Origin of the sequence: Cellulomonas pasadenensis, from assembly GCF_047229365.1 — a bacterium.
In the GTDB taxonomy this organism is placed as follows: domain Bacteria; phylum Actinomycetota; class Actinomycetes; order Actinomycetales; family Cellulomonadaceae; genus Cellulomonas.
In genome coordinates, this window is sequence record NZ_JBFTEP010000210.1 from 1 (window position 1) to 3,869 (window position 3,869).

General features: G+C 78.7%; 5 protein-coding genes. 3 read left to right on the forward strand and 2 right to left on the reverse strand.

What is annotated here, in order from left to right:
• Nucleotides 1-131: 131 nt before the first annotated feature.
• A complete protein-coding gene (locus AB6N23_RS17580) occupies nucleotides 132-677 on the forward strand; it encodes an MOSC domain-containing protein (RefSeq protein WP_412867262.1) in 546 nt (181 codons plus the stop codon).
• A 175-nt stretch (nucleotides 678-852) separates the two neighbouring features.
• Here the strand turns inward: AB6N23_RS17580 and AB6N23_RS17585 are convergent, their stop codons facing one another.
• Together AB6N23_RS17585 and AB6N23_RS17590 are read right to left on the reverse strand one after the other, a co-directional pair.
• Nucleotides 853-1,599: a ZIP family metal transporter gene (locus AB6N23_RS17585; protein WP_412867263.1), complete on the reverse strand. Its 747-nt coding sequence runs from the start codon at nucleotides 1,597-1,599 to the stop codon at nucleotides 853-855.
• Nucleotides 1,600-1,680: 81 nt separating this feature from the next.
• The gene (locus AB6N23_RS17590) at nucleotides 1,681-2,229 is read right to left on the reverse strand and encodes a phosphoribosyltransferase family protein (protein ID WP_412867264.1); all 549 of its coding nucleotides are present in this window, start codon (nucleotides 2,227-2,229) and stop codon (nucleotides 1,681-1,683) included.
• Nucleotides 2,230-2,400: 171 nt separating this feature from the next.
• Here AB6N23_RS17590 and AB6N23_RS17595 point away from each other — a divergent pair, with 171 nt between their 5' ends.
• Both AB6N23_RS17595 and AB6N23_RS17600 read left to right on the forward strand, forming a co-directional pair.
• Complete coding sequence (locus AB6N23_RS17595; RefSeq protein ID WP_412867265.1) at nucleotides 2,401-2,778, forward strand: YciI family protein; 378 nt, start codon at nucleotides 2,401-2,403, stop codon at nucleotides 2,776-2,778.
• A partial coding sequence (locus AB6N23_RS17600) for an RNA polymerase sigma factor (protein WP_412867266.1) occupies nucleotides 2,775-3,869 on the forward strand: 1,095 nt, incomplete at its 3' end. The genes AB6N23_RS17595 and AB6N23_RS17600, both read left to right, overlap by 4 nt.

A 3,869-nucleotide genomic window follows, 5' to 3' on the forward strand; every position in this document is an offset into this window, starting at 1 on the left:
CCGCAGCACGCTACGTCGGCAGCGGGGGCGCGGCCCGCGGTGGCCCACCTTCGGGTGACGCGGCCGCCGCGGGGGACGCGCCGACGTCGCCGTCGCGCCGCCCGCCCGCCGCGCCGACCTACCCTGGCGGCATGCCGACCCTGCTCGCCGTCTGCGCCGTCCACGCCCTGCGCCCCGACAGCGGGTCGAACGGCGTCACCGCGATCGACAAGCGGTCCGTCGACGGGCCCGCGAAGATCGGCCCGTACGGCGTGCGCGGCGACGTGCAGGCCAACCGCAAGTACCACGGCGGGCTGGAGCAGGCGGTGTACGCGTACGGGCAGGACGACGCCGACTTCTGGGCGGCCGAGCTGGGCCGCGACCTGCCGCCGGGGTGGTTCGGCGAGAACCTGCGCGTGGCGGGTCTGGACCCGACGGCCGCGCGGATCGGCGAGCGGTGGCGGGTGGGCGCGCGTGTGGTGCTCGAGGTGACGGGCCCGCGGACGCCGTGCGCGACGTTCGCGCGATGGGTCGGCGGCGTGGACGAGCGCGGCTGGGTCAAGCGGTTCGGCGCCGAGGGCCGCCTGGGTGCGTACCTGCGCGTCGTCCGCGGCGGCGAGGTGGCGGCCGGCGACGAGGTCGCCGTGGAGCCCGCGCCGGCCGACGCCCCGACGGTCCTGGCCCGCTACCGCGGCTGACCGGACGCCCCACGCGCCCGGACCCGTCCCGACCGGCCCGTCCCGACCGGCCCCGACCCGACCCGTCCCGACCCACCCCACCCGCCGTCGAACCGGCCGTCGCGCAGCGGTCGGGCGCCGCCGTGCTGCACGACGGCCGGTTCGGCGGGCCGGTCGCGGGTGGGTCGGGAGGCGGTCAGAGGCGTTCGATCGCGAACGACAGCAGGAAGCCGACCGTCGCCAGCAGTCCCGCGTACAGGTGGGTGCGCTCGAACGCCTCGGGGATCATCGTGTCGGCGACCATCGCGAGGATCGCGCCGGCGGCGACGGCCGTGATCGCCGCGACGACGGCCCCGGACGCCCCCTCCAGCAGCAGCGCACCCAGCGCCGCCGCGACGCCGCTGGCCAGCGCGATGCCGCCCCACACGCCGAACACGTAGCGCGCGGACCGGCCGCCCCGCTTCATCCCGGCGGCGCTCGACAGCCCCTCCGGCAGGTTCGAGACCGCGATCGCCGCCAGCACCGGCACGCCGACGCCGCCCCCACCGAGCAGCGACAGCCCGAGCACCACCGACTCCGGCACCCCGTCGAGCAGCGCGCCCACCGCGATGGCGGCGCCGCTGCCCGCGTCGTCCGCCCCCGGCTGCTGGTCCCCCGACCGCTTGCGGTGGCGTGCGCCGTGCCGCGCCAGCGCCACGTTCGCCGCCACGTACGCCACCGCCCCGCCCAGGAACCCCGCGGCCGTGACGGCGAGCCCGCCGGTGCGCTCGGCGTCGTCGACGAGGTCGAACGCGAGCGCCGAGATCAGCACGCCCGCCCCGAACGCCATCACCCCCGCGACGACCTTCTGCGGCACCCGCACGAACCACGCCACGGCGGCGCCCAGCATGAGCGCGGCCCCGGCCGCCAGTCCCCAGAGCCCTGCCTCCACCCACACCGGCACGCGGCTCCTCCTCTCGCTTCGGTCGCTCGGGCAGACGGACGGGCCGGACGGACGGGCGGGACGGGTGGACGGCGCGGCCGGTCAGGCCGACGGCCCCAGCTCCGCGGCGGACACGACGCCGCGGACCGGCGGCAGGGCGGCGCGCGCCTCGTCGGACGCCTGGTCGACGACGACGGACAGCCCCACGAGCTCGCCCCCGCACTGCTCCACGAGGGCGCACGCGGCCAGCGCCTGCGCCCCGACCTCCACCCAGTCGTCGACGAGCAGCACGCGGTCGCCCGGCTGCACGAGGTCCGAGCGGGTCGCGAGCTCGCGCCGGCGCCCCCGGTAGTCGAAGTCCGCGCGCCGCCGCACGACCGGCCCCGGCAGCATGCCGCCGTCGGTCCGCACGGGCACGAACCCGGCACCGAGCTCGACGGCGACGGCGGGCCCGAGCACGAACCCGCGCGCCTCGATGCCGACGACCGCGTCGACGTGCACGTCGCGGAACGGCTCCGCGAGCGCACGCACCACCGCGGGCAGCGCCGCCGGGTCGCGCAGCACCGGCCACAGGTCCGCGTCGCCGGCGACCCACCGGAAGCGTGCGAGCACGGCGGCGCGCGCCGCGTCGAGGACCGGGTCGCCGCCCATGCCCCGACGCTACGACGTGCGCGAACGCGCCGCCCGGCACGCGTGTCGATCGGACCCCGCCGAGATCGTCAACTCCACGTCGGGCACCCGCCCCGACCGCGGGCCGCGCACCGGCCGGCCTGCGCCCTACCCTGTCGACGAGGTCGGCACGGACCGTCCGAGGAGGACGCCATGCGCTACACGCTCCTGCTGCACTACCCCGAGATGTCGCCCGAGGAGCTCGGCCCCGAGGGGCAGGAGCACGGGCAGCGCGCGTTCAGCGCCTACGCCGCGACGCTGCACGCGGCCGGCGTGCTGGTCGGCGGCGAGGTGCTCCAGCCGTCGGTCGCGACGACCACGGTGCGCACGGTCGACGGCGTCCTGCAGGTGCAGGACGGGCCGTTCGCGGACACGAAGGAGCAGCTCGGCGGCACGTTCGTCATCGACGTCCCGGACCTCGACGCCGCGCTCGCGTGGGCGCGGCAGGCGCCGTCCGTGGAGTGGGGTCCGGTCGAGGTGCGGCCGGGGGCCGTGCACGTCGTCGACGGCTCCTGGACGCCGAACGCGTGAGCGCCGACGAGGCCCGGGCGGCCGCCGAGCGCGCCGCCCGGGACTCGTACGGCCGCCTGCTCGCCCTGCTCGCCGCGCGCTGCGGTGACGTCGCCCTCGCCGAGGACGCGTTGTCGACCGCATTCGAGCAGGCGCTGCGCACGTGGCCGGACGGCGTCCCGCGCAACGCCGACGGCTGGCTCCTCACCGTGGCCCGCAACCGTGTCCGCGACGTGTGGCGGTCCGCCGCGCACCGCACGTCCACCCCGCTCGACGCGCTGCTGACCGGCGCCGCCGACGACGACCGCCTCGCGCGCGCGACGGCGACCGACCCGTTCGCCGACGTCGACCCCGACGCCGTCCCGGACCGCCGGCTCGCGCTGCTGTGCGTGTGCGCGCACCCCGCGATCGCCGCGGACGTCCGCACGCCGCTCATGCTGCAGACGGTCCTCGGGCTGGAGGCGGCGCAGGTCGCGCGGCTGTTCGCCGTGCCGCCCGCGACGATGGCGCAGCGGCTGGTGCGCGCGAAGCGGCGCATCGCCGCCGCCCGCGTCCCCTTCGTCGTCCCAGGCCGCGCGGCGCTCGCCGAGCGGCTGCCCGCCGTGCTCGAGGCCGTCTACGGCGGCGCGGCGGCGTCGTGGCGGCAGGACGGCCGCGGCCTCGCCGGCGAGGTGCAGCACCTGGCCGTGACGACGGCCGCGCTGCTCGACGACGAGCCGGAGGCGTGGGCGCTCGCGGCGCTGGTCACGCTGGCCCTGGCGCGGCGCGCGTCGGGCCCGTTCGTCCCGCTGGACGAGCAGGACCCGGCCGCGTGGGACGCGGCGCTGGTCGCCGAGGGCGAGGCGTACCTGCGCCGGGCGGACCACGCGGCGCGGGGCCGTCCGCCCGGGCGGTTCCGCCTCGAGGCGGCGATCCAGGCGGTGCACGCGGACCGGCGCCGCACCGGTGTCACCGACTGGGCGGCGCTGCGCACGCTCTACCGTGCGCTCGACGCGGTGGCCCCGAGCCTGGGCGGGCGCGTGGCGCTCGCGGCCGTGACCGGACGGGTCGACGGGCCGGGGGCCGGGCTGGCCGCGCTGCCGCCCGAGCCGGTGCCGCCCTTCCAGCCGTGG